16 protein-coding genes and 1 pseudogene are annotated in these 25,462 nt (G+C 36.6%); 7 read left to right on the top strand and 10 right to left on the bottom strand.

The genetic code is table 11. From position 1 onward, the window contains the following. The first annotated feature begins 78 nt into the window (after positions 1–78). Positions 79–4,854 carry a tetratricopeptide repeat protein gene (locus BC008_RS35250; protein ID WP_058184336.1) on the top strand — a complete coding sequence of 1,592 codons (4,776 nt, stop codon included), beginning with the start codon at positions 79–81 and terminating at the stop codon, positions 4,852–4,854. A gap of 186 nt (positions 4,855–5,040) precedes the next feature. Here the strand turns inward: BC008_RS35250 and BC008_RS35255 are convergent, their stop codons facing one another. Next, positions 5,041–6,219, bottom strand: coding sequence for an MFS transporter (locus BC008_RS35255; protein ID WP_027843978.1), 1,179 nt, complete (start codon positions 6,217–6,219; stop codon positions 5,041–5,043). A 925-nt stretch (positions 6,220–7,144) separates the two neighbouring features. On the opposite strand from BC008_RS35255, the gene BC008_RS35260 reads away from it, so the two are divergent. The 6 genes from BC008_RS35260 to BC008_RS35285 all read left to right on the top strand — a co-directional run bounded on the left by BC008_RS35260 (position 7,145) and on the right by BC008_RS35285 (position 16,606). Continuing rightward, the gene (locus BC008_RS35260; RefSeq protein ID WP_027843979.1) at positions 7,145–8,512 is read left to right on the top strand and encodes a cytochrome P450; all 1,368 of its coding nucleotides are present in this window, start codon (positions 7,145–7,147) and stop codon (positions 8,510–8,512) included. A gap of 208 nt (positions 8,513–8,720) precedes the next feature. Beyond that, on the top strand, positions 8,721–9,611 hold the full coding sequence (locus tag BC008_RS35265) for a class I SAM-dependent methyltransferase (RefSeq protein ID WP_027843980.1): 891 nt from the start codon (positions 8,721–8,723) through the stop codon (positions 9,609–9,611). A gap of 119 nt (positions 9,612–9,730) precedes the next feature. Next, positions 9,731–11,086 carry a glycosyltransferase gene (locus BC008_RS35270; protein WP_082650707.1) on the top strand — a complete coding sequence of 452 codons (1,356 nt, stop codon included), beginning with the start codon at positions 9,731–9,733 and terminating at the stop codon, positions 11,084–11,086. 216 nt (positions 11,087–11,302) lie between these two features. Further along, entirely contained in the window at positions 11,303–12,658 is a 1,356-nt protein-coding gene (locus BC008_RS35275) for a condensation domain-containing protein (protein ID WP_027843981.1), read from the top strand. Positions 12,659–13,316: 658 nt separating this feature from the next. Beyond that, complete coding sequence (locus tag BC008_RS35280; RefSeq protein ID WP_027843982.1) at positions 13,317–15,659, top strand: glycoside hydrolase family 31 protein; 2,343 nt, start codon at positions 13,317–13,319, stop codon at positions 15,657–15,659. Positions 15,660–16,012: 353 nt separating this feature from the next. Beyond that, on the top strand, positions 16,013–16,606 hold the full coding sequence (locus tag BC008_RS35285; protein ID WP_027843983.1) for a class I SAM-dependent methyltransferase: 594 nt from the start codon (positions 16,013–16,015) through the stop codon (positions 16,604–16,606). Between the two features lie 64 nt (positions 16,607–16,670). Here BC008_RS35285 and BC008_RS47045 read toward each other — a convergent pair. From BC008_RS47045 to BC008_RS35325, 9 genes and pseudogenes are all read right to left on the bottom strand, one after another. Then, a pseudogene (locus BC008_RS47045) lies at positions 16,671–16,922 on the bottom strand (thiaminase II/PqqC family protein); the annotation flags it as partial. A 76-nt stretch (positions 16,923–16,998) separates the two neighbouring features. Then, positions 16,999–17,292 carry an MSMEG_0570 family nitrogen starvation response protein gene (locus BC008_RS35290; RefSeq protein WP_058184340.1) on the bottom strand — a complete coding sequence of 98 codons (294 nt, stop codon included), beginning with the start codon at positions 17,290–17,292 and terminating at the stop codon, positions 16,999–17,001. A 29-nt stretch (positions 17,293–17,321) separates the two neighbouring features. Further along, positions 17,322–18,569 (bottom strand): MSMEG_0565 family glycosyltransferase, encoded by a 1,248-nt coding sequence (locus BC008_RS35295; protein WP_027843984.1) that lies wholly within the window; start codon positions 18,567–18,569, stop codon positions 17,322–17,324. Positions 18,570–18,764: 195 nt separating this feature from the next. Beyond that, positions 18,765–19,733 carry a sll0787 family AIR synthase-like protein gene (locus BC008_RS35300; RefSeq protein ID WP_027843985.1) on the bottom strand — a complete coding sequence of 323 codons (969 nt, stop codon included), beginning with the start codon at positions 19,731–19,733 and terminating at the stop codon, positions 18,765–18,767. Between the two features lie 115 nt (positions 19,734–19,848). Beyond that, a complete protein-coding gene (locus BC008_RS35305; RefSeq protein ID WP_027843986.1) occupies positions 19,849–20,361 on the bottom strand; it encodes an MSMEG_0567/Sll0786 family nitrogen starvation N-acetyltransferase in 513 nt (170 codons plus the stop codon). 43 nt (positions 20,362–20,404) lie between these two features. Then, positions 20,405–21,541: an MSMEG_0568 family radical SAM protein gene (locus tag BC008_RS35310; protein ID WP_036265882.1), complete on the bottom strand. Its 1,137-nt coding sequence runs from the start codon at positions 21,539–21,541 to the stop codon at positions 20,405–20,407. 266 nt (positions 21,542–21,807) lie between these two features. Continuing rightward, a complete protein-coding gene (locus BC008_RS35315) occupies positions 21,808–22,851 on the bottom strand; it encodes a Nit6803 family nitrilase (RefSeq protein WP_082650709.1) in 1,044 nt (347 codons plus the stop codon). Positions 22,852–23,256: 405 nt separating this feature from the next. After that, positions 23,257–23,739: an MSMEG_0572/Sll0783 family nitrogen starvation response protein gene (locus BC008_RS35320; RefSeq protein WP_027846672.1), complete on the bottom strand. Its 483-nt coding sequence runs from the start codon at positions 23,737–23,739 to the stop codon at positions 23,257–23,259. A 79-nt stretch (positions 23,740–23,818) separates the two neighbouring features. Next, positions 23,819–25,087 carry an MSMEG_0569 family flavin-dependent oxidoreductase gene (locus BC008_RS35325; RefSeq protein WP_201026211.1) on the bottom strand — a complete coding sequence of 423 codons (1,269 nt, stop codon included), beginning with the start codon at positions 25,085–25,087 and terminating at the stop codon, positions 23,819–23,821. Between the last annotated feature and the right edge of the window lie 375 nt (positions 25,088–25,462).

Here is a 25,462-nt window from a genome sequence, read left to right on the forward strand (position 1 = left end):
GTAATACAAATTAATAATCATCAATAATTTTCTGCTTAAAATAAATAAAAGCTAAGTAATAGTTTATTTAACGAACATATGAACCAACAACCAAATTCTCATCAAAATTTCGATAGTAATGATTCCTCATTCAAAGAAGCACAACTTGGTCAAGCTGGAGGTAATCTTAACCAAGTTCAAAACATTAACACATATAGTGTTCTCAACTTAGCTGGGTTATTACGTCCTAGGCAAGTATATATTTCAAGTCAGCAAGATTATAATTCGCGGAAAATCTTACTTAGTAAAGTAAAAAAATATTGGATAAAAGATGTATTAGAAAATTCATTACACAGTAAAGCTCTAATTGAGATTGGTTTAGAAGAGCGTTTAGATGCTGTGAAGCGCCCATCCGAAACTGCTCAAGAAAACCTTAGCGATTTAAGGCAATCATTACCTCAAGATCAAAATAATATTGATGTATTTAGGGAAATGGATCGAGGGCGAACCTTACTAATTTTAGGGGAGCCTGGAGCAGGTAAAACTACATTTTTGTTAAGGATCGCAAAAAGTTTAATTGCTGATACTGAAGAAAATTTAAGTTTACCAATTCCAGTTATTTTTAACTTATCTTCTTGGGCTAATAAACGACAAAATATTGCTCAATGGCTAGTTCAAGAACTAAATAATAATTATAAAGTATCTAAGTCTCTTGCTAAACACTGGCTTCAAAATCAACAGCTATTGCTGATGCTGGATGGTTTAGATGAAGTCAAAGCAGAACATCGAGTTGCTTGTGTTAAAGCATTAAATGAATTCATGCAGAACTATGGAGAAACTGAGATAGTTGTTTGTAGTCGCGTAAAAGATTATGAATCTCTTTCCAACCGTTTAGCAATACAAAGAGGAGTTTGCATTCAATCGCTTACAACTGAGCAGATTAACGATTATTTAGATAAAGCAGGAACTCAACTGCAAGCGATAAAAAGCTTATTAGAAACAGATACAGCACTACAAGAACTAGTTAAGTCACCACTAATCCTTAGTATTATAACTTTTGCTTATAGAAATGTTACAATTGAAGATTTACCAAAAGTTGATTCAATAGAAGAACATCGTCAACACCTGTTCAATAATTATATTCGACGAATGCTTCAGCGACGCTCTATTAGTGGGATTAAGAAAATTTATCCTGATAATAAGGCTAAGCATTGGCTGAGTTGGCTGGCTTATCAAATGTCCCAAGACTCTCAAACAATATTTTCTATTGAAAATATGCAGCCTAAATGGTTGAAAAATAATTGGCAAAAATTAATATACCGCTTTGGAATTATAGTATTTTCTTCTTTAATTATAGGTGGAATTCTGAGTTCTTTGATTTTTGCTATCTATATATTAGACTCCAAAAATTCTAGTATACAAAAAGTAGTAAATAATTCATTGATAGGATTATTTGTGGGGCTATGTGTCGGTTTATTTAGTGTAATAAATGGATGGTTTGTCAACAATGACAAGATAATTTTGCCTACCGAGAATAGGAGATTATCTAGAATCAAAATAGTTAAAGGACTTATTAATGGAATAAAAACAGGATTTTTTTGGGGTTTTGTTATTGGGACAAGTATTACGATTTATTTTGTACTTTTTGAATTTAATTTTAGTTGGTCATTAAAAGAAAATAGTATTTTTGACAATAAGTTTGTTGGATTATTTATATCTTTAGCATCTGGCATTATACTTACATTTATTTTTAAAACAGCCAAACAAATTTTTAATGATTCTAATATTAAATCTATAATTAGTTCGTATGATAAATTAAAGCTTTATTTTAAACAAGTCTTGTCGTGGGGAATATATACAGGCTTTTCCATATGGCTCATCAGTTTGATTATTCCTAGCAAATTAATAGTTCTTATAATTAAAATTATAGATATTAGTTTTTACCCAATCTCTATTTGTTCGTTATTTTTTTCTTTATCTTTTGGTGTAGTCTGGGCATTTTTAGGTAGTAGAGATTCAGTTGAGATTCAAAAAAATATAGTATCTGTTAATCCTCTAAAGCAAGTTTTTATTAATACTATCTTCAGTTGTGGGATAGGTTTTATATTAGGAGTATCTATAGGAGGAGCATGTATCATATTTAATCGCTATTTCGGTTTTTTCGGTTTTCTTTCAGAATATTTTAAAAGTTCTGGTAACAATATTGAATTTATTTTTATATGTGGATGTCTATTAAGTCTTTGTGGATTAACTAAATCTTTCACCTGTATTCAACATTTGAGTTTGCGCTTTATTCTTTATAGATACAACTATATTACCTGGAACTATACTCACTTTCTAGAGTATGCAACTGAGCGGATTTTTTTACAGAAAGTAGGTGGTAGTTATATTTTTGTACATCGCTTGATACTAGAACATTTTGCTGCACTTTATCAAGCACCTCAATCATCTTTAAGCACTAGCTCAAATTTATCTGTAACTAGAAAACGTAAAGTTTTTTCATTATTCTTCATTGGTATAACTATTTTAACAACTTTATTGGGCTATGTATTCAGAAAAGACTTAGAAAAATATACCAGAACTTTAGAAGACCCTAGCAGAAGCATAAATCATTATAGTAAGGAAATTCAGAATAATCCTAAGAATGCTGAAAATTACAACAATCGTGGTAATGCTTACTACAAGAAAAAAGAATATGACAAAGCAATTGCTGATTATAGCCAAGCGATTAAATTAAACCCTAAAGGTGCAGTTTATTACCATAATCGCGGCAATGCTTACAACAATAAAAAAGAATATGACAAAGCAATTGCTGATTTTAACAAAGGGATTGAACTAGACCCGAAAAATCCACTTTATTACAAAAATCGTGGTGACACTTACAACAATAAAAAAGAATATGACAAAGCAATTGCTGATTTTAACAAAGGGATTGAACTAGACCCGAAAAATCCACTTCATTACAACAATCGTGGTAGTGCTTACCACAATAAAAAAGAATATGACAAAGCAATTGCTGATTTTAACCAAGCGATTAAATTAAACCCTAAAGATGCAGTTTATTACCATAATCGTGGTAGTGCTTACAACAATAAAAAAGAATATGACAAAGCAATTGCTGATTTTAACCAAGCGATTGAATTAGACCCGAAAAATCCACTTTATTACAAAAATCGTGGTGATGCTTACCACAATAAAAAAGAATATGACAAAACAATTGTTGATTACAGCCAAGTGATTAAATTAAACCCCAAATTTAATTTTAATTACAATAAAGGAGAACATGACAAAGCAATTGCTTATTACAGCCAAGGGATTAAATTAGACCCGAAAAATACACTTTATTACAACAATCGTGGTAATGCTTACTACAAGAAAAAAGAATATGACAAAGCAATTGCTGATTATAGCCAAGTGATTAAATTAGATTCTAAAAATGTAGTTGCTTACAACTCCCGTGGCTATATTTATAACACAAAAGGAGAATATGACAAAGCAATTGCTGATTACAACAAAGCGATTGAATTAGACCCGAAAAATCCACTTTATTACAAAAATCGTGGTGATGCTTACCACAATAAAAAAGAATATGACAAAACAATTGTTGATTACAGCCAAGTGATTAAATTAAACCCCAAATTTAATTTTAATTACAATAAAGGAGAACATGACAAAGCAATTGCTTATTACAGCCAAGGGATTAAATTAGACCCGAAAAATACACTTTATTACAACAATCGTGGTAATGCTTACTACAAGAAAAAAGAATATGACAAAGCAATTGCTGATTATAGCCAAGTGATTAAATTAGATTCTAAAAATGTAGTTGCTTACAACTCCCGTGGCTATATTTATAACACAAAAGGAGAATATGACAAAGCAATTGCTGATTACAGCCAAGGGATTGAATTAGACCCGAAAAATCCACTTTATTACAAAAATCGTGGTGATGCTTACCACAATAAAAAAGAATATGACAAAACAATTGTTGATTACAGCCAAGTGATTAAATTAAACCCCAAATTTAATTTTAATTACAATAAAGGAGAACATGACAAAGCAATTGCTTATTACAGCCAAGGGATTAAATTAGACCCGAAAAATACACTTTATTACAAAAATCGTGGTAATGCTTACTACAAGAAAAAAGAATATGACAAAGCAATTGCTGATTATAGCCAAGCGATTAAATTAAACCCTAAAGATGCAGTTTATTACCATAATCGCGGCAATACTTACAACAATAAAAAAGAATATGACAAAGCAATTGCTGATTATAACAAAGCGATTCAATTAGACCCTAAATATACAAATTCTTACAAAAATCGTGGAATTGCTTACAATAATAAAGGAGAATATGACAAAGCAATTGCTGATTACAGTCAAGCGATAAAATTAAACACCAAAAATGCTTTATATTACGAACGTCGCGGACTTAATTACCGTAATAAAGGAGAATATGACAAAGCAATTGCTGATTACAATAAAGCAATTAATTTAGACTCCAAATATCCTTTTTCTTACAGCGGTCGTGGACTTGTATATTACAAAAAAGGAGAATATGATAAAGCAATTGCTGATTACACCCAAGTTATTAAATTAGATTCTAAATTTATTTTTGCTTACAATAGTCGCGGTAATGCCTACCACAAAAAAGGAGAATATGATAAAGCAATTACTGATTATAGTGAAGCTATAAAATTAGACCCTAAATATATTTACGTTTACTACAATCGTGGACTTGCTTACTACAATAACAATGAATATGACAAAGCAATTTCTGATTTTAACCAAGCAATTAAATTAGACCCTAAATACATTCTATGCTTACGACCTTTGTCGAGAGCTTGCGCGGAGGTTCCGCTTTTTAAATAAAAATATTTTTTGAAGCCAAAAATCTTACTCTACGGTTTGTCTAAAAAAGCCAATCTGCCAAAATTGTATTCTCCAAGCTTGCATGGTATTTACCACGGGGAATTGATTTTAAACGATTTTAGTTTGGATCTCATCTAGGATTGCTATAATCTGTAATTAACAAAATAAAAAAACATAAATACTAACTTAAATCACTCGTAAAGCAACTAATCTCTGCAAACAAAATAGACCTACAACCATAAAACCTACTCCAGAAACTATCAGAGCTGTATCTAAAGAATAGAAGTCTGTTAACCATCCGACCATTGGTCCTACTAATGCAAAGCCTAGACGAAATACAAAGCTATTGACTGAAAGCACGGTTGCTCGAATAGAAGAAGAAACATGCTGATTGATATGATTTAAAAGCAAGGGCATACGCAAACCCCGGACGAAGTAAATCACTGCAATAAATATGATTCCCCAAGCCTGCTCGATTAATCCGAGAAAAATATAAGAACCACCCATTAAAAGTATTAAACCGAGAAAGACTGATTTAATTCCCAAGAAATCTTCGAGAGAGCTAGCTTTAATCGAAGCTAAACTCAAGATTATATGGAAAAAAGCCCAAGCAAAACCAAATGCTTCTGTGGGAAGTCCTCGTTGACTCATATCAGCTTGAGCTAACCAAACAATCAGGAAGGTGGCAGTACCAAAATTAGCGGATAATAAGATTAACCATTTGAGATTCTTATTTTCAAATAAAGCTAGACGGACAATCCGCCAAAGCTCTTTAATGTTCCCCTGTGGAGCAATCTGGGTGACAGATATATGAGGCGTAGGTTCTACTAAAGTCAGTACTAAAATACAATAACCAACGATAAAGACTGTTTGCAGATAAAAAGGGTAAACCAAATTGACTGATGCTACTGCAGCACCGACAATACCACAAATGGCTTCTGTTACTCCCGCAATCGCCACAAGTCCACCTTGGAACTTTCGATAATCTTGTTCGCGCCCAATTTGCACTAAACTATCAAAAGCGATAGCTATATCTGCACCCGAAATTAAACTAGCTGCTAACCCAGCAAAAACTTCTGCGATCGCAAATATGATAAAACTTTTCCCCAAACAGTAAAGTATTAGGGAAAAAGTCCAAATTAAACCTCCTGCAATTAAGGATTTTTTTCGTCCCAAGACATCAGCAATATATCCAGAGGGGATTTCAAAAATAAATACCGATAATGAAAGAATACTTTTTAGTAAAACTGCTTGTTCGAGATCGAGTCCGTAACTTTGATAAAAAAGAATTATTGTTGGAATTGGAAACCAAGCAAATTCCAATCCTTTGAGCACTTGTAATTTCCATAAATTTGATTTAACCATGGTATTTTTGTGCTCGTCAAAATTTTATTGATATTTTTTGTAGGGTAGGCAACTATATATAATTTTTGATAATAATTTCAAACTATCATAATTTGCCCATCATTTGTCTACTCTATCCTTATAACTGGGGTTTAGACTAAGACACATTAAAACAAATAACAATAAGCATTTGATGTGTTTCTTAAGTTGAGTTTCACACATTTTGTTCCTAATACAAATATTATTTTTAGAAAATTTTGAGAATAATAATCGCTATTGAGGTGAGAGAGTCGAGCAGTTATCGCATGCATCTCTCCCTTACTTTTTTATGATTATTATTCTCACTCATTCTTATTTATACACTTGGATATATTGACAAAATGTACTCAGTTTTAATTTTTAAAAAATGCACTCAGACAAACTAAAACACCAATTTCTAATTGAATTCTTATCTTCCCTTTTTTTTCTCGATTGTTTTTTAAATTGAACTTTAGAAATATTTTGTGGGAGGAAATTAATAGCAAACACCCCTACTTCCAATTCCAAGTAAATAATGTGGACCAGGGCAAACGCATCTAAATTTAGTGCATAAGCTATTGACGAAGGAACTTATTTATGAATGAAAGGAGAAAATAAGATTTATCATCGAGGATATCTTGTCTACTTATAAAAGTTGAGTCAAAAGGCTAACTAAGTGAAAACTTAATAAGCATTGCTTAGTGTAGTTACTTGAGACTTTATTGAGAACAGAGAGTTCTTAATGACAAGATACCTTCGTCCTTCAATCTGGACAGTGCCTTTGTGATCGACTTTGTTGTGGAACAAGGAGAAGAATGTAATTCCGACTCGCCTAAATTTGAAAAATCCCACTATCAATAATTTGAATTAGTAATTAAAAATACTATTTCTACAATTGAAAGACTAAGCACATTTTGATTAAAATCATATGCCATTACCCAATACAATTCAAGCTCCATCTTTGATTCAAACATTCCAATTTTTTAGTAATCCTACAGGATTTCTGGAAAAAGTAGCTCAACGACATCCTGATATTTTTTCTGGTACATTTTTTGCTGGACAACCCTGCGTCTTCATACAACATCCTCAGGCTATTGAAGAATTTTTTCGCAACGAAAAACAAAAGTTTGGTCTGTGTGAAAATAAATCTGTGCAAGCTCTAATTGGAAAATATGCAATCACATCGCTGGTTGGAGAAAATCATAAACGTCATCGGCAACTTCTAATGCCTTCTTTTCACGGAGAGCGGATGCGTTGCTACGGTCAGATGATCTGTGATTTGACTGAAGAAATTTTGAGTCAGCAACCACTGGGTCAGATTTTCTCTGCTCATACAATGATGAAAGAAATTTCCCTGGAAGTCATGTTAAAGGTAGTATTTGGCTTGTACTCGGGAGAACGCTATGAAAAACTCAAGCATCTAATACCCTCGATGTTGAATCTTTTAGCTTCACCTCTATTATCTACCCTAGTATTTTTCCCTTTCCTACAAAAGGATTTGGGAGCTTGGAGTCCTTGGGGAAAATTTTTGCGCATTTGCAAACAAGTTGATAGCTTATTATACGCTGAGATTGCTTACCGTAGAGCAAAACCAGATCCAGAACGTACTGATATTCTCTCATTATTGATGGAAGCAAAAGATCAAGAAGGTCAATCAATGACAGATCAAGAACTGCGCGATCAGTTGATAACTCTTTTAATGGGAGGACATGAAACCACAGTATCAGGAATGACTTGGGCATTGTATTGGGCTCATAGAAAGCCAGAAGTTGGTGAAAAATTGCGCCAAGAACTAAACACCCTGGGTAATAACCCCGAACCAATGACTATTTTCAAGTCACCTTATCTGACTGCTGTCTGTAATGAAAGTTTGCGGTATTACCATCCTGGATTAGTAATTTTTCCTCGGGTAGTCAAACAACCTGTGGAACTATTGGGATATACCTTGGAACCTGGAACAAGGGTAATTGCTTGTACATATTTGATTCATCACCGTGAGGATACATATCCACAGCATAAGGAGTTTAGACCAGAACGTTTTCTGGAAAAGAAATATTCTCCCTATGAATTCCTACCGTTTGGTGGTGGTATGCGTCGCTGTATTGGGGAAGCTTTGGCGATTTTTGAAATGAAGTTAGTTTTAGCTAGCATCATATCAAAATATAAACTCAGCCTAGAAGAACTCCAACCAGTACAAGCAAAATTTCAAGGTTTTACTCTTGGACCTGCTAATGGAGTCAAGATGATGCTTAAGGAACAATGTGAACCAAGAAAATCTCTGCAGACTGTAGCTTAGCTTTTAATCAATAAATTTTCATTGGACTTACGAAAATCACTAAATCCCAAGGTTTAAAGAAGAAAGAGGGTAGGAATAAAAAAATTGAAAGCTCTACTAAGCAATTAAATCAAATTCCTCAATCCAATTTCCATACAAACCTGAATACATAAGTCCTGTTACTAAACAAAAACCTGAAAATACTACACATATACCAAAAATAGTCGATATGTATACATGTCAAGTTTGCAATAACTCCGAACATAATAAACCCTTCGTTGTTCGGGAAATGATGTTTGGCTTAAAAGAAGAGTTTGATTACTTTGAATGTTCTAATTGTGGCTGTTTGCAAATTGTAGAAGTCCCATCAGATCTAGGCAAATATTATCCTGAAGAATACTACATTGGTACTGAAAAATTACCTCAACTACCTCCACCAATCAAACTGGGAGAACCTGTTCAACATTGGCTTGAGTTAGCTGGATTGGATTTTAATTCTGCAATCTTGGATGTTGGTAGTGGACGGGGACATATGCTCAAGGAGTTGAATAAAGTAGGATACTCCAATCTCACAGGGGTCGATCCATTCATTGAAGAAGATTTACATCCTCAACCTGGAGTTACAGTTTTAAATCGTACTTTGGAACAAGTAGAAGGTGCTTACGATTTCATCATGCTGCATCATTCCTTTGAGCATATGACCGATCCCATCGGCATACTTAATCAACTGTATAGACTCCTTAAACCTAATCATTTGCTATTGTTACGGATACCCCTGGCTCAGTCCTATGCTTGGAAAAATTATGGAGTAAACTGGGTACAATTAGACCCACCTCGTCACTTATTTTTACATACACAAAAGAGTATCAAGATACTAGCAGAGAAAACAGGTTTTTCAATTCATAACGTTATTTATGATTCCATTGGTTTTCAATTTTATGGGAGTGAATTATACAGGCGAGATATGACTCTAGTAGGATCTTGTCAAACTTTATTCGAAAATCCTGCCGATTTTATATTTTCCAAAGAAGAATTACAGGAATTTGAAGACCGAGCAGAGATTCTCAATCAGAAGGGAGAGGGCGATCAGGCCTGTTTTTACCTGAAGAAAGGAATTTAAGCGTGTGAAGCTTGCCTGTTTGCCCTTACTTCCCGCAAGAATTTATTTCATCGCAACAGTTTGGGTTGACAGGCTAATAGACATATATCAGAGAGATAAAAACAGGAGAATATAAATAAGTGGCTAATATCTTAATCGCAACAACTCCAGCATCAGGGCATGTTAACCCAATGGTTACATTTGCACGCGAGTTAGTCAATCGTGGACATGAAGTATGGTGGTATACAGGCAAAGTCTTCCAACCTAAGATTGAAAAGCTTGGAGCAAATTATCAACCGATGCAGAAAGCCTATGATTTCGGCGGTATGAGTCGAGAAAAAGCCTTTCCACAGACCAAAGGTCTAAAGGGGATTTCAGCCTTTATCAAAAGCATGAAATCAATTTTTATCGAGCAAGCACCCAAACAGATGGAAGACATACTCAAAATCTTGGAAGATTTTCCCGCAGATCTGCTTGTTGGCGATGATATGTGCTATGGATTAGGGTTTGTACATGAGAAAACTGGTATCCCATTGGTAAACATCAGTAATTCAATTTATATATACAATAGTAAAGACACTGCACCTATAGGTTTAGGATTACCACCAGATAATTCACTACTTGGGCAAATACGAAATATTTTTTTGAACTTCTTTAACGATCATATTGGCCAACGAGAGCTAAAAACTTACACAAATCTAACCCGTGCTAGCATTGGACTACCTCAAATTAACAAAAGTGTATTAGAAAGCATCAGCCAACCACCTAACTTGTATTTACTCGGTACTGTACCTGAGTTTGAGTATCCCCGCAGTGATCTATACGAACATGCCCATTTCGTCGGTCCTTTTATCAGTCCACCTACAGAAGATTTTAAGCCACCAGTCTGGTGGAACGAACTCAACAGTAATCGTCCGATAGTTCTGGTAACTCAAGGTACCATTTCAAATCACGATCTTAACGATTTGATTCTTGTAACAATAAAGGCTTTAGCTGATGAAGATGTTTTAGTCATCGCAACTACGGGAGGAACCCCAGTCGAAAATATTAAGCTTGATTCCCTGCCTGATAATGTGCGTGTAGAGCAGTTTGTCCCTTACCATTTCCTCATGCCATATGTAGATGTAATGGTCACAAATGGCGGGTATGGCGGTGTACAGTTAGCTTTATCTAACGGAGTACCTGTAATCGTGGCAGGTACAAGTGAGGAAAAGGCAGAAATTGCGACTCGAGTTGCATGGGCTGGTGTGGGTATTAACCTAAATACGGGAACCCCCTCGGAAAAAGAAATCCGTAGCGCAATAAAGACGATTTTACATGAGCCAGATTATAAAAACAAAACACGACAGTTACAAGCACATTACCAGCATTATGATGCACCGCAACGTGCTGCCGATTTGAGTGAAAAACTTTTAGAGACTCAAGCTCCAAGCTCTATTGAGGTTTCTCAAGTCATAAAGCTAAATGTAGACAAGGCTGAGAAGACAAAAGTATAAATTCCTAGTTCGTGAACAGCTAATATCGAATTTGTTAGCACCGGAATTAAATATTCTGAATACATATAGGTGCGTATCGAACTTTTTTCTAAAAAGCCAAAACACAAAGATATTGAAAAACAAGTAGAAGCTCCTCAATTTCACATCATTAATCAGCATTTCAGGCTTAACTGAACCGTATTGAGTCATACAAATAAAAAATTACGCATTGAAAGAATGGAGAATAAAATAATTCAAGTTACCGACTCCTCTCGGAAAACTTCTATCTGTCGACCACTCGGAGCATGGGAAAAACTATTTTGGTTGTCTAGCCAAGCTCATCCGGCACATGTTGGACTAACTGCCAAGATTAGGGGAGAATTCAGCATCGAACAACTTAAGAAGACCCTTACTCAAGTGCAGCAGCGTCATCCATTGCTGCGTGTACGCATTGCTTTTGATCAAACTCAACAACCCTGGTTTGTAGAAGACCCTGCCGAGATTCCATTGCGAATTGTAGCGCGACAAGGAGAGCAACATTGGCAACAAGAAATAAAAAAAGAGTTGTCTGAACCCTTTGTCTGTACACAAGCTCCCCTGCTGCGTATTGTGTTACTTCATTCGCCAAATATTTCAGAATTGCTCCTCATTTGCGATCATTGTATTTGCGATGGCATATCTACTATATTGCTAACTCGGGATATTTTACAACTACTCGCCACTCCTGATACTTTTCTCGAACCTCTTTCAATAATTCCTGCAACGGATAATTTAATTCCAAGTAAAGTTGATGACAATATTCTTTCAGGAAACTCAGAATTTACTAACACTAGTTGGATCGAGCAAAGTTCTCTAAATGTACAATTGCTTCCTCAATCACCCATCTCTCCGATGTCTGCGAAGGATAATCATTTATCCTCTGAGACTCTTTCTCGTCTCAAATTTGGCTCACTTTCACCAAAAACAACTAAATTATTAATTTGCCGTTGTAAGGAAGAGTCAACAACCATCTATGGTGCCATTTGTGCAGCTTTTTCTCTAGCAATTGCTCGCCAAAATCCTTCAGAAGAAAAACATACACTTCAGTGTTTTTCAGCTATTAATATCCGGCAGTATTTAAAGCCCATGGTTGGGGAAAATTTTGGTTACTATGCTCATGGAATATCTATTTTCCAAAGTTTCAGCACTAATGAAGATCTATGGGAGATTGCTCGCTCTTTCAAAAATAAACTTAAGGAGGAAATGATACCAAAGAAAATTTTTGAAGATATTCTCCAAATGCAGGAATGGATGTCCAAAAATCCTACCCTCACTCAGGTACAGCAAGGAATAACAGAACATCTTGACGGTGCTTTATCGGTAAGCAATCTTGGGCGTCTACAATTTCCCACACAGTTCGGTAATCTCCAGCTTGAGGCAATGTATGGACCTATAGGAATACTACCTGGGGGCAATCAATGGCTTGTGGGAAGTGTCACCGTAGGAGAACAATTATTCTTGACGTTGACTTTACCAAATTCAAGTATATCCTTAGCTGGAGTAGAAAATATTTTAGAAGATGCAATAAACCTGCTAAATATGGCAGTCAAATAGCAGTGCTTTTGCTCTACCATAGCAGTGAGCATGTAGGTTGGGACATTATATTTGGCTAAGAAGGGAATAGGGAAAGGGGAACAGCGTTTGGACGTCTCTTGCTGTATGACTACGTCACGCAATACCTATAGCTATAGCTGCGCTACCTACGGAACTGCTACCTACGGATCCGGTACGCTACGCTAGCAACGCTAACATCCGTAGGATGCGTACTAACACCTCTGGTGCGTGCAAGCAAGACAAGGAACAGGAAATGTCCTAACCTAAAACCATAAGGGATTCCCAATAACCCGCGTTTCTCGTTTGACTGCAATAAGAGTGAATTAACACGCGCATGTAGTATTAAGTACATGCGTGTTTGCCTTTTTGAGCTATAAGTTGGTACGGGCGAAGACGTCGCATCCTTTAGTCTAATCCCAATTCTGACACCTCTCATGGCGCTATACTTGTGATTATTTCATAGTTATTTCTTGTCGCTATCATTACTAGCACTATTGTGATAAGCGCAAGCTTGCACATAGCATCGCTATATTGCTTTACTGGAAATTAACAACGCGTCAATAGTATTGATATTCAGGATTTGCAAAAATTTAGGGCAAATAAGCAGACAATAAGCTTAAGAAGTTGGTTTAACTGAAGATTATTAATACTTTTCCATATGCCAGAATTTATCGAACAACTCCCCTGTCACGAACCTCAATGGAATCCGATTTCATCTGTAGAAAGAGTTCAAAGATATCAGCAAGGAATCGTTCTTATATGTGATGGTAATCTCAATCTAACTCTGAGTGTTCTTGCACCTAATCTAATTCGAGTTCGTTTTTCACCTGCGGTCGATTTTATTCCCAGACGTTCTTGGTCAGTTGCGATCGCAGATGAAGAATGGGATATTGTACCCTTTGAGGTTGAGGAAACAGAAGAATTTATCAATATTAAGACCGCAGAAATCATGGTTTGTGTTCAGCGCGATCCCTGTCGGATAAAATTTCTTGAACAACAAACAGGTAATACTTTTGCTAGTGATACTGATTTGGGAATTGCTTGGCGCGATAATGAGGTTACTTGTTGGAAGCAAATTGGGGTTGAGGAAAAGTTTTATGGTTTTGGGGAACGCACTGGATTATTGAATCACAGAGGAAAGCGTTTTACCCATTGGACTACAGATTGTTTGGATTTTGGTGTACTCACCGACGAAATGTACCAAGCAATTCCGTTTTTTATATCTTTGTCTTCCCAAGTTAATTATGGTTTATTTTTTAATACCACTTACAAGAGTCAATTTGATGTTGGTGCAAGCCAAAGCGATACTTTGCAACTGCAAACCCAAGGTAATGAATTAGATTATTATCTGATTTATGGTCAAGAGCCTGCAACCATACTTAACACTTATACCAAGCTGACAGGGCGAATGTCATTACCCCCTCGTTGGGCTTTAGGTTATCATCAATGTCGCTGGAGTTATAACTCAGAAACTGAAGTACGAACATTGGTGCGGGAATTTCGTCAGCGTCGTATTCCCTGCGATGTTATTCACCTTGATATTGATTATATGCAAGGATTTCGGGTCTTTACTTGGCACAAACAGCGTTTTCCCGACCCAAAAAAACTAATTGACGAACTTACAGCACAAGGTTTTAAAATCGTTACCATTGTCGATCCCGGCGTTAAATACGATCCAGAAGCTGATTACGAAGTTTGCGATCGCGGATTAGAAAACAATTATTTTATCCGTAATAAACAGGGTAAAATATTTCACGGTTATGTATGGCCTGATCGCTCTGTATTTCCCGATTTCATTCGTAGCGACGTGCGGGAGTGGTGGAGTAGTTTACACAAGAATCTTATCGATAAGGGCGTAGCTGGAATCTGGAATGATATGAACGAACCAGCTTTGGATGACCGTCCTTTTGGTGACTCTGGAAACAAAACTTGCTTTCCTTTGGATGCACCCCAGGGCGATCCCAAAGAACAAACTAACCATGCCGAAACACATAATGTATATGGGTTAATGATGGCGCGTGCGTCGCGGGAAGCTTTAGATAGACTTCGTCCCAAAGAACGTTCGTTTGTTCTTACTCGTTCTGGTTATGCGGGCGTTCAGAAATATTCTGCAGTGTGGACGGGCGATAATCATTCCTTGTGGGAACATCTGGAAATGTCCTTACCCATGCTCTGTAATTTAGGATTATCTGGGGTACCGTTTGTTGGTGCAGATATCGGGGGATTTGCAAGTAACGCCACACCAGAATTATTTGCTCGGTGGATGCAAGTAGGAATGTTGTATCCTTTCATGCGCGGTCATTCCGTTATAGGTAGCAAGCGTCATGAACCGTGGGAATTTGGCACTGAAGTAGAAGATATTTGTCGTCAGTATATTGAACTTAGATATCAATTATTGCCCTATATCTACACCTTATTTTGGGAAGCAGCAAATACAGGTGCGCCAATTCTCCGTCCACTGCTTTATCATTACCACGACGATCGCAACACTCAGGAATTTTACGATCAATTGCTACTAGGTGAATCTTTAATGGCTGCACCTGTATACAGACCTGGAGTAGAAAATCGAGCTGTTTATCTTCCCGAAGGAACTTGGTATGACTGGTGGACGGGTGAATGCTATCAAGGTTCTAAGTATATTCTTGCCCATGCACCATTAGCAAAAATGCCCATGTATATCCGTGGGGGATCGATTATTCCTCTGGCACCGGTAATGCAATATACTTCTGAGTCACCGGTAAATCAATTACGATTGCGAGTTACCCCCGGTACGGGAGAATATACATTATATGAAGACGATGGGACTAGTTTTGCATATCGTGATGGTCTTTGGTGTACAACAAATTATCGAGTAAGTATGGAAGGAGAACAGATAATTGTAGACATCCAAGCCAGACAAGGTGATTGGATTCCCGTACCACGTCAAATAATTGTAGAAGTTTTGGGTAAAGGCGTACAAGAATTTGAAGATGATGGTACTGCGAGAAGATTGCAGTTCTAATTTGTTCTTAGTTGCGCTTCAGCGCTTCTGATGCATTCAGGACATAGCGTAACTAATATTTTTTTCGCATATAATTCACGTGAACTTGTATACTTTTTTAAGTCTCGGTAGAAGTTTTGAAGGTTACAGTACGCCAATTACCAGTGGCGAAATGTAATCAAAATGCTTAAAATAACACTGTATAATTTCTGGTTTGGAGATTTTTTGTTTTTTGAGATAATGTCCAATATTTTTACGAATAGTTACTTACTTATAAGAGTGGTGGAAGCAGGTGCCACTATATCAAGCTAAATGTGATTTTATTGGGTTTATCACCACGTTCAGCCGGACAAAATTGTAAAAAGTTAAACATTATGTGGAATGAAAGATACAGAGAAACTGGATTTGCATATGGTACAGAGCCAAATGATTTTCTTTTTGAGAATTTTAACAAACTAAAAAGGGGAAAAGTTTTGTGCCTCGGTGAAGGAGAGGGACGAAATGCTGTTTTTCTCGCAAGCAAAGGATTTGATGTGACGGCAGTTGATTTATCAGAAGTCGGTCTTGAAAAGACTTTGGGTTTAGCCGAACAAAATAAAGTTACAGTTAAAACTGTTTGTGCTGATTTATCAGACTTTAGAATTGATGAGAATTATTGGGATTCAATCGTTTCGATTTGGGTTCACCTTGGGTCTGTTGTTCGTCGCGTTGTTCATCAAAAGGTTTTTAGTGGGTTGAAGACAGGTGGAACATTTTTACTTGAAGCATACACGCCACAACAATTAGAGTTCGGAACAGGGGGAGGAAAACAAGTCGATAAAATGGTATCACTAAACTCGTTACAGGAAGAATTGAAGGGATTAGATTTTGAGATTGGTAGGGAAATTATACGGGAAATTCATGAAGGGAAATATCACAACGGTCAAAGCGCAGTAGTTCAGGTTTTGGTACGTAAATACAATGTTTGACCGCGATAGTGCTTTTAAATACCTATTGATATCGAATCCGGAACCATACTAAAAGAATTCGAACTTAGATACCTTTCATCGCCATCGACCAAAAGTCTTTTTCTAGAACTGCAATCTCTAGGAAATCTGATTCTGCTTGAGTTTGTATCTTTTTACTTTCCGTTAACAAAACTTCATCAGCAATTTGTTCTAAAAGTTTCACATATTCTGTAAAACTTTGATTTCCCCAGCGCTCGGTGAATTCTGCATAGGGTGGTGAAATCTTACCAGGTAATTGCCAAACTTGATTATAAGCTAATTCAATTCCCCATAAGGTGGCGTCACAATGTTTGTAAAGTTAAGTACTTGTTGGTTTAAGTCATTTAAGTTTGCCGCACTGATAATTTCTCGCATCAAATTGGTTCTATAAAATCTATAAACAGAACTTTAGGTTCAGATAATTTTTGATATTCAGATGCTTTTGATTCTATTTGTTGTAGTTGTCCTAATGCTCGACTACATGAAAAACCGTAGGCTTCCTTAACACGATCGCTGGCTATAGTTAAAGCAGTGCGAGATTTTTCCACAAACTCAGTTAATTGGTAGGTTTCTCCTGGGTTAAAGTATTTTTTGACTACTAAAGAAGGGGAATAACAGCTTTGCTGTGTACCGTCTGGCCATTGAATTTTAAAGTTAATTTCAGGCATAATTTTATAAGCTTATAAATTTATAATTTTCAAATGGATAGTTGTTTATTTTGTAATAATTTAGAGTTTTGTAATAGTTTAGAGTAAATCTTCAAATGCATTTGCGCCGATTTTTGCCAGGAATACTGTAAAGGAATATTTGAGTTATTACAAATCAGTTTTTGAGCTACATTTTTATTTAATATACTGAGCATAGCACTGACAATCGCTTTGCTGGAGTTAGGGTCTACGAGTAAAGCTGATTTATCGGTCAAAAATTCGGTAAATGGAGGAATATTAGAGGTAATTATTGGCAATTTTGATGCGATCGCTTCAAGCAATACTAGTCCCCATCCTTCTTTAACAGAGGGGAAAACAAAGACATCGGCGCAGCGATATAAAACTGATATATCTTCATCTCTCATCACTCCAGGTAAAATCAATGATTCTCCAATATTGATTTTATTTTGTTTAGCAAGATCGAAGAATTTTAAACGATAAGGTTCGTAATCAAATAAAGTTTCTCCACCAGCAATAATTAGCTGTGCTTGGGGATGGGTTTTTAAGACCTCAATAAAAGCCTGTAGCAGTTTTAAAGAATTTTTCCGAGGTTCAATTCCACCTATAGTTAGATAAATAGGATTACCATTAATTCCTAGCTGCTGTTTTAATTTTGCTTCTTTACCGTTAACCTTACTAGAAAATTTTTTAGCATCAACTCCATTAATAATTACTGGTGCATCTACTTGATACTGTTGATATAATTGTTCTTGCCAATATTTAGAAACACACAAGCATAAATCTGGTTCTAATATCGAGCGATCGTGACACTCTTGTAAATACGGACTATTAAACTCATCGATATGGTGAACTGTACGAATAAAACAAGGAATCATTCCTCTGTCTCGTAAAATTTTTAAAGCATTGCTACTAACACAGTCTTGAGAGTGATAAATATCGTATTTCTCTGATTCTTGGGTCAGATAATCAATAAACTCTTGTATCCTCTGTTTGATTATTTCATCTACTGGGTCTAAACCATTATTTTTTGCCTCTCCATTAAAATAGTCTTGTTTTCTTTGCAAGAATAACTTTCGATCTGTGGTGGGTTTAGTAGGAATTAATTTACTAGAACAATTTAAAGGACGATGAAAACCAATGCCATCTTTATCCAAAGCATATATGCAAACTTTATGTCCATTTGCTTGCAGTGCTTCTCCTAATTCTAAAGTATGAATTACTCCACCTCTAGGTTTTGTCGAGTAAGTAAATAAGGCAATTTTTAGTATTTTATTCATCCAATTTACCTAAATATATGCCATAAATTAAAGAAATTTTATTATTGTTTAAGTACGTTAGTAAGAAAAATCATAACTTGTTTGTAATARCGCTTTAGCGCTAAAGCGCTACTACTAGCCAAATGCAGATATTTTATATTTATTTACATAGTTTACTTTTTTCTCGCCTACTTACTTAAATCGTAGAAAATAAAATTATTTAGATAAAATTAAATTATCTATTTTCAAATCCCAAAATAAATAAGATTGCTTGTCTGATTGAATTATCAGTTGAGAACCTTCTGTAATTTTTCCAATTGAAGCACAGAAGATATTTTTTTCACTAAATTGCTTTTTGATAATATCTAAATTTTTGGGCATAATTGATAGTAAAAATCCATAACTAGGAAAGCAGAGTAACCAAGTTTCTAAATTTACGCCGGGAGGATAAATAATACTATTTAAATCTAAAATTGCACCACATTTAGAAGCTTCAATTAACATTATTAGAGTTCCAACAATCCCTCCCATGCTAATATCTTTGCCAGCATGACATAAATTATTCTCTGCTAAATAAGGAAAAATATTTAAGTTTTCTTGTAATCGAATTGGCTCGGTTTGGGTAGCAGCATTCCAGAAAGGAAATTTCGGGTGCATCTCTCCTTCCAGATCTACTGCAACAACTAGTAAATCTCCAGGTTGAGCGGCAAAACTACTAATCAAATTTTTTGCTCGCCCTAAAATAGAGACGCCCAAAGCATTATAGCCACTATGAAAATTGGTATGTCCTCCGACAATCGGTACGTTAAAAGTTTGAGCAGCAGCTTTTAATCCTTCTAGTAATGGTAGGGCTTTAGTAGTATCTTCTGTCCAAATAGTATCGACAATGGCGATCGCTTTTCCTCCCATTGCTGCAATATCGCTGATGTTAACCATAACTGCACACCAACCTGCAAACCAAGGATCTGTCTCAACTAATATGTGCCATATTCCTTCAGCAGCTAGAAGTAAATAACCGTCTCCATCGGGGATTGCGGCGCAATCATCACCAAATTGTATCCGATCGTCTGTCTGTAAATTTAATATTTGGCTGACAATCTGAATATCTTGCTTTTGAATTATGCCTAATGATTGTTTGAGCTTTGTAGCTAACTTTTCGAGATTTAAAGAAGAGGGATCGTTCATGTAGAAGCGTTACACAATACCTATACAGGGATCGCTTAGATAGAGATTTTACGGGGTTCCATAATATATTCGATGTTAATTATTTCTATTTTTTTGTCAAGATAAAAATCAAGAATTAATTAACTAGCTGATAATTTTGTAGTTGCATTGATAAATTAGGGCGAGCTTGATTTGTCGCTGGATAAAAATCTAGTTCTGCTTCCATCAAATGATGAACTCGACCACAAATACTAATTTCGTCAATCGAGTTCCAGTGCAAACGTTGAAAAAACCGCACATTAGCTAATTGAACTGTGGCTAAAAACCGATCGCATCCCCAAGTGTTAGCAGTAGTAACCGCTTTATCAATCAATCCTTTACCGATTCGCCACCCTCGCCGATAATCTTGATGTACCCCCAGCCTACCTCCGTACCATAATCTTGGTTGAGTTTCATAGATCCTAACAACCCCGACAACTTGACTATCATGACTAATTGCAACAATAGGATAAGCCATTGAGTCATATTCATCGCGATCGCTCATCTCAAAAATCCCTTGTTCTTGGCAAAAGATTTGTTGTCTTAGTAGAAAGTAAGCTTCTATTTCTGTTTCAGATAAAGCTAGTTTAAATTGATAGTCTTTTTTCATTAGTAAATAATAATACAGATGAACTTTCCCGGACGAATCGCCCTCACGAATTAATATTCTTGAAAGTAGATTTCTCAAAGGTAGATAATGCAGAACAAGCACCACATTTGGCACAACCAGCCTTAATATCCTGGGAATACATACCTGCATGGTTTAACATTGCAGCGACACCTTCGTAGATGGCGTACATAAACTCGCTGCTGGGAGGATGATGATCCGCCAAAGGTGTACCTGTAATGGGAACAAATGGAACAACAAAAGGATAGACTCCCAATTTAATCAGGCGATCGCAAGTATCAGTAATAGTTTCCAAACTATCCCCTAAACCCGCCAAAATATAGGTGCTTACTTGCCCCCAACCAAAGACTTGTACTGCTGCCTCAAAGGCCTGAAAATAATAATCTAGAGATACTTTTGCTTTCCCTGGCATAATGCGAGCGCGTACTTGTGGTTCAATGACTTCTAGGTGCATTCCCAAGCTATCTACACCAGCATCTTTCATCCGTTGAAACCAAACAAAATCATTAGGAGGTTCGCATTGAGCTTGAATAGGTAAATCAACCCTAGCTTTGACTGCTCTGGCGCATTCAGTTAAATAAGCTGCTCCTCGATCCGTGGTATTTGGCGTACCCGTAGTCATCACTAACTGTTCCACATTATCTAGCCTTACTGCTGCTTCTGCAACTTCGGCTAAATGCTCCGGGGTTTTTTGGGCGATGGTTCGACCTGCAGCTAAAGATTGTTCGATGGCGCAAAATTGACAAGATGTATTGCGATTACTGTAGCGAATGCAGGTTTGTAAAACCGTTGTGGCTAAGACGTTGTGACTATGTAATAAAGCGATATGATTGTAAGGAATGCCCTCAGACGTTTTGAGGCTATAAAATTTGGGCTGTTGGACAAATTGGATAGATGCAATATCCTTTCGTGCTTGTTCTAAAACATGAGATTTTTTATCATTGATAGACCGTTGGTGGAATTCTTTTAACGTATACTCAGATTTAGCAGCAATATTAGTGTAAACAGGTATCATTACCGTTGTACCATCTATCGTTACTGCTTTGTGATCTGATGGTCCAGCACCACCTTTTCTCCCAGATGTTTCTGTGTCACCTTCTACCAGTTTTAAACCTTGAGACTGTAATTGGGTAATTAATTTTTGCTTGTCGTTATTATTCATTAGATCGCTGCTAATTGATGGGTTAGGACTCACGCAAAAGTGAGGTAATTACTCCAAGACGTAGCGCTAACCTTACACTGCGTTCCAGTCGTAATGACAAATTTATGTGCTGCGGACACGGTAGAGACTAACGTCGACGCCGTAGGGTCTAGCTAGCTGTCTTACTTTACAGATCTACTATCGTTACCTAAGTCCTGTGGGTATTAAAATGTTGGTAGTATTGTTAGTAGCTATTATCTATAACTTTAAATAATTTTAAATAATTTTTACGGCGATTCCTTCTTTAGTTGTACTTCTTGATTTACTAGAGGTTCTAAAGATTGTGATTTACTGTTAGTTAAGTTGCAATCATTTTGTATTGCAAAGGGATCTATTGGTGTTTGATGCCATACACTAAATCTATCGGTATTTACTTGGAGTTGTAATAGATCGGGACGGGAATAATGCCCTACCGAATCCATCATCCGCTTGCGTTTAGTGATTAGAGAAAAATCTAGATCGGCGATCACCATTCCTTCTCCTTCTGTTATGGGTTCGCACAGGGAAACACCTTCGGGAGAAATGATTGTAGTGTAACACCCGCCAGTTAAGACTCTCTGCAATTTTTCATCTGGGCAGATTTGGGTAACTTGTTCGGGACTTAGCCAGCCGGTAGAATTGACCACAAAACAACCAGCTTCTAAGGCATGATGTTTAATAGTTACTTCAGTCTGATCGGCAAAAATTTTTCCTACCATTGAACCTGGAAACTGAGCACAGTGTATTTGTTCTTGCTGTGCCATTAGGCTGTATCTAGCTAAGGGGTTATAGTGCTCCCAACAAGCTAAAGCACCCAATTTACCCACAGCCGTATCTGATACTTGCAAACCCGATCCGTCTCCCTGTCCCCAAATCATCCGTTCGTGATAGGTCGGAGTAATCTTACGTCGCTTAAGTAATAAACTACCATCCCCATCAAAAATTAATTGGGTATTATATAAAGAACCCCCATCTCGTTCGTTAACTCCTAAGACCACTACCATCGAGTTCGCTTTAGCTGCTTTACTTACCGCATCGGTAACAAGACTAGGAACTTCCACAGCTTCCTCATATAGCCTCATATGTTCCTTTCCCATCAACACTGGCGGCTGAATAAAAGAAAAATAAGGGTAGTAAGGAATGAAGGTTTCAGGGAAAACAATCAACTGTACCTCCTCTTTAGCTGCGTCTGCGATCGCCTTTAATACTTTCTCAGTAGTTCCTTCTCGGCTATACAACACAGGAGATATCTGTACTGCTGCTGCTTTAACGGTACGTGAACGATCTATCATGTCTTTAGTTTATGGCTATTAAGAGACGAATCAGTTTTTCAGATTTGAAAGTTGATTAACTCTTTCAATAAACACATTTTAAAACCCTTATTATATAAGGCTTTTAGCCAAAGAAAAAAGATGTATTTCTTTCATGTTTGGCTAGCTGCAAAACCGTACTTTGGTATATTCCGAACTTGCATATTTTGTAGCCCTCATCCACCAAAGCTTTTAGCTAAAACCAGAAAATGTGCAAGTTGAAAGTTAAAGTCAGCAAAGCCGCTCAAAATTCATATCGATGGATTTCCGGTAAAATACTTGCGATAAGGTTCGTAGTAGCGCTTGAGCGCCAATATCTTTACTGTGGCGCTAAAGCGCTACTACAAACAAACATATTTTTTCATAAGTAATTAAGCGGATATGATATTACATCGTCCAGGTGTCTATAATAAATGCGCCTTCTTTGCGGTGGAGTAAAACAATATCCAATACATCTAAAGGATTGATGGGAATAATTCCAGGAATAAGAGAAGGTTCGCCATGTCCATACAATGCTTGTAATGCGAAGCGACAAGCATAGACCTTTCCTCCTTCTTCCATTATTTTGATTAGCTGGTTATTCATCGCCTGATGTCCAGGAAAAGATTCATCGCCAATCTTGGGAAAGCCTCGCTGTATCCCCAATGTTACTCCAGGACCATATAGTAAGACAGAAGTCTCGAAACCTTTACGAATCAAACGGGTAGCCTGTAGTAGGTTTACCAAACCAATTGAACCTTCAAAAGCTACAGTATGAAAAGTAACTAATGCTTTCTCCCCTGGTTCAGCTTTGACATCAGGAAATACTTTCTCTTCATAATCTACAAAGAAATCACCAGTTTGATGGGCGGGGGTAGTAACTTCAGGCATAATTTGTATTCCTCTAATAATTTTGATTATCTTTATCCTGCTTATCGGGACTTATTTACTGTCAAAATCCGAGGGCGACTTAATTGACAGCCAACAATGTACCTGGGTAGATATATTTCATTTTGTTTGCTATGCGATCAGACAGATATTGTGCATCTCTAGCTATCCCTGAAAATCTTCCCGAACCCCAGGTATATAGCCAAGGAAGTCCTAAAAAATACAAGCCATTAACACTAGTGACACCACGCTCGTGATTGGGATAGCCTTTACTGTCAAATACAGGAGCTTTAACCCAGCTAAAGTCGGCTTGATAGCCAGTACACCAAATTACGGAAGTAATGTTAGCTTTTTTGTAGTCAAGCTGTGAAACTTCTGTTTCTGGTTCCCAAGCTGGTCGATATTCTGGTTCAGTAGGCGCAGCTATTTGATTTTTAGCAATGTATTCATCGATTTTTCTTTTAATACTTTCGGCTACATCATCAGCACGATCGAGATTATGCTTTAGGTTGGGTTTAAATTCTAATTTGTCTCCCTGAATATCTTTTAATGAGCCATATAGCTGCATTCCTTCAATCGCAAAGATTCTTAAGTCAATTTCATGACCACCGCCACGACCACTAACATAATGATTAGTTTTAGTTCTGACGTTCTCTTTATCAGGATGATTAGCAATGGTTAAATTGTAATATCCTAGTCGATCTAGCCAATATACTACATCTTTACCTCGGTATTCGCGAGGCGATCGCGGTGCGCTGCCAACGCATAGATGAACCTTTCTCCCTACTAAGTGTATGTCTTCAGCGATTTGACAACCTGATTGCCCACTACCGACTACCAGTACTTCACCGTTTGGCAATGATTCAGGGTTTTTGTAATCAGAAGAATGCAGTTGCAATATGCTCTCAGGGAATCTTTCGGCAATTGTTGGTACTTTCGCCTGATGATAGTTACCTGTAGCAACTACAACTTTATCTGCTGTATAGTATCCCATGGAAGTAGCTAGTTCAAATAATCCCTCAGAAGTATTTTTCTTAACTGAAAATACTTCTAATCCTTCTTTAATTGGTGGATTAAAAGATTTGGCATAGTCTCTGATGTATTCAACAATCGCATCTCTTTCCATGAATCCGTCAGGATCATCACCTGGATAATGATAGCCAGGGAGAGTACATTGCCAATTAGGTGTTACTAAGCAAAAGGTATCCCAACGTTTTTCTTGCCAAGAATAACCAATGTGATTCTTTTCAAATATGATGTGATCGATCCCTTTACTCTTCAAACAGTAGCTAATCGCTAGACCAGCTTGTCCACCCCCTACAACTATTACAGAGTAATGTTTTTTCATCATGTATACCGTGCAGCTTAGTTACATAACGGGACTCAAACAAAAAACAACGATAAAAAAGCCTCAAACCCAAGCAGGGCAATGATGAATGTACTTGAAGCACTTTAAAATTACTGTCAGCGTAGCTCGGCGTTAGTCATAACCCAGATTATAGAGGTCCTCAAATAGATAAGGTACAGATGCAGAAGCCATAAGCCCAAAAGATATTACAACGCGATCGCCATACTTAGTGGTGCTTTAGGTGTAATGAACGTAAGTAAAAACCGATATATCAAGAAAACAAATAAATTGAAGTTAAAACATTAATTTGTATAAGTTTGACGTTTTTTTTTAATCTCTAAGTGCCATTAATACAATAAAAGTTTAGTTACACCTTAA

The sequence above is a fragment of the Mastigocoleus testarum BC008 genome (assembly GCF_001456025.1).
In the GTDB taxonomy this organism is placed as follows: Bacteria; Cyanobacteriota; Cyanobacteriia; order Cyanobacteriales; family Nostocaceae; genus Mastigocoleus; species Mastigocoleus testarum.

Coding starts and splice junctions, on each gene's coding strand:
- BC008_RS35250 (WP_058184336.1), top strand. CDS start 79: ATGAACCAACAACCAAATTCTCATCAAAATTTCGATAGTAATGATTCC.
- BC008_RS35255 (WP_027843978.1), bottom strand. CDS start 6,219: ATGGTTAAATCAAATTTATGGAAATTACAAGTGCTCAAAGGATTGGAA.
- BC008_RS35260 (WP_027843979.1), top strand. CDS start 7,145: ATGCCATTACCCAATACAATTCAAGCTCCATCTTTGATTCAAACATTC.
- BC008_RS35265 (WP_027843980.1), top strand. CDS start 8,721: ATGTATACATGTCAAGTTTGCAATAACTCCGAACATAATAAACCCTTC.
- BC008_RS35275 (WP_027843981.1), top strand. CDS start 11,303: ATGGAGAATAAAATAATTCAAGTTACCGACTCCTCTCGGAAAACTTCT.
- BC008_RS35280 (WP_027843982.1), top strand. CDS start 13,317: ATGCCAGAATTTATCGAACAACTCCCCTGTCACGAACCTCAATGGAAT.
- BC008_RS35285 (WP_027843983.1), top strand. CDS start 16,013: ATGTGGAATGAAAGATACAGAGAAACTGGATTTGCATATGGTACAGAG.
- BC008_RS35290 (WP_058184340.1), bottom strand. CDS start 17,292: ATGCCTGAAATTAACTTTAAAATTCAATGGCCAGACGGTACACAGCAA.
- BC008_RS35295 (WP_027843984.1), bottom strand. CDS start 18,569: ATGAATAAAATACTAAAAATTGCCTTATTTACTTACTCGACAAAACCT.
- BC008_RS35300 (WP_027843985.1), bottom strand. CDS start 19,733: ATGAACGATCCCTCTTCTTTAAATCTCGAAAAGTTAGCTACAAAGCTC.
- BC008_RS35305 (WP_027843986.1), bottom strand. CDS start 20,361: ATGAAAAAAGACTATCAATTTAAACTAGCTTTATCTGAAACAGAAATA.
- BC008_RS35310 (WP_036265882.1), bottom strand. CDS start 21,541: ATGAATAATAACGACAAGCAAAAATTAATTACCCAATTACAGTCTCAA.
- BC008_RS35315 (WP_082650709.1), bottom strand. CDS start 22,851: ATGATAGATCGTTCACGTACCGTTAAAGCAGCAGCAGTACAGATATCT.
- BC008_RS35320 (WP_027846672.1), bottom strand. CDS start 23,739: ATGCCTGAAGTTACTACCCCCGCCCATCAAACTGGTGATTTCTTTGTA.
- BC008_RS35325 (WP_201026211.1), bottom strand. CDS start 25,087: ATGATGAAAAAACATTACTCTGTAATAGTTGTAGGGGGTGGACAAGCT.